Annotated in this window: 1 protein-coding gene; it reads right to left on the reverse strand. The window is 66.4% G+C overall.

All coding sequences use genetic code 11. The annotated features are described in order from the left end of the window. Positions 1–109 precede the first annotated feature (109 nt). The gene (locus A5791_RS16535; RefSeq protein ID WP_197504708.1) at positions 110–1,051 is read right to left on the reverse strand and encodes a DMT family transporter; all 942 of its coding nucleotides are present in this window, start codon (positions 1,049–1,051) and stop codon (positions 110–112) included. Between the last annotated feature and the right edge of the window lie 106 nt (positions 1,052–1,157).

Genomic DNA, 1,157 nt, shown 5'->3' on the forward strand with positions numbered 1-1,157 from the left:
CGACAAGCCACACCTCACCCGGAGGTTCTTCTCACATCAACCCGACACGCCTGCTACCAACGTCCTGGCTGAGTACAGCTAGCTCACGCTGCTCGCCGGCTTCTCAGCTTCAGTCGATGCGTACCGCAGCCGCTGACGACTTGCGTGTCCGCGGCGCGACACCCTGGGGCCGCCCGGCAAATTCATTAACCGCCGGAGCTTGATCGCGGCCCAGCGCGATGGTGGCCGCGAGCATCGCCAACACGGCGACCACCAGGATCAGTGCAGCCGGGCCTCTTGCCGTCAGGTGCTCACCGAGAACCACCACCCCGAGCATGACCGCGACGATCGGCTCCCCCACCAACATGATCGGCACGGACATCTGCAGCGCGCCTGCGTGGAAGGCCGACTGCTGCACCACGGTCACCGTCACCGCCAACGCAACCAACAGGTACGGCGCAGGAATGGTCAACAGGTGCTGCCATCCCCCGGTTGCGAAACGGTGGGTGCAGATCTTGGTCAAGACCGCGATCATGCCGAGCAGAACCGCCACCGCAACCGCGAGCAGCATGGCCCGCACCCGTCCGACGGTGCGGTGGGCCGCGGCAACGCAGGCGATCACCAACGGCACCGTGACCGCCAATGCGAGTGTCCACGCTGGTATCGGGGGTCGGTTATGACCCTCGTGAGGCTGGCCGACAAGAACGAAAACCGCAAGCGCCGCCGTGAGCAGCACCGCCCAACCCCAGTCGGCCCAGCTGATGCGTTGCCGCGAGAGTCGTGCGCTCAACGGCAGCGCGAACAGCAACGCCGACACCAGCAGCGGCTGGACCAGTAGCAAAGACCCGTGCGCCAGCGCCAGCGCCTGGAATACGTAGCCGGCGACGGCGGCGAGAGTTCCCGCCCACCACAACGGCTGGCGAATCAAGGTCGTCGCCATCGTCGCCGATAGCGCCTCGTCGCCCGGGACTGCTTGTGCGGCTCGCTGGCGAACCACAATGCCGACCGCAGCCCAGAACGCGGCCAGCAGACCGGAGAAGATCGCGCCCGCGTGTGCTGTTACCCACCCCATCTCCGTGAAGGTACCCGCGATTTCCGCAGGGCGGATTCAAGCGGTGGCCGCAACAAACGTGGACGGGTCTGACAGTAGCCGGTCGAGTTCTTCGGCGGGTGTGCGG

Source organism: Mycobacterium sp. 852002-51163_SCH5372311 (genome assembly GCF_001667115.1).
GTDB lineage: Bacteria > Actinomycetota > Actinomycetes > Mycobacteriales > Mycobacteriaceae > Mycobacterium.

Coding starts and splice junctions, on each gene's coding strand:
- A5791_RS16535 (WP_197504708.1), bottom strand. CDS start 1,051: ATGGGGTGGGTAACAGCACACGCGGGCGCGATCTTCTCCGGTCTGCTG.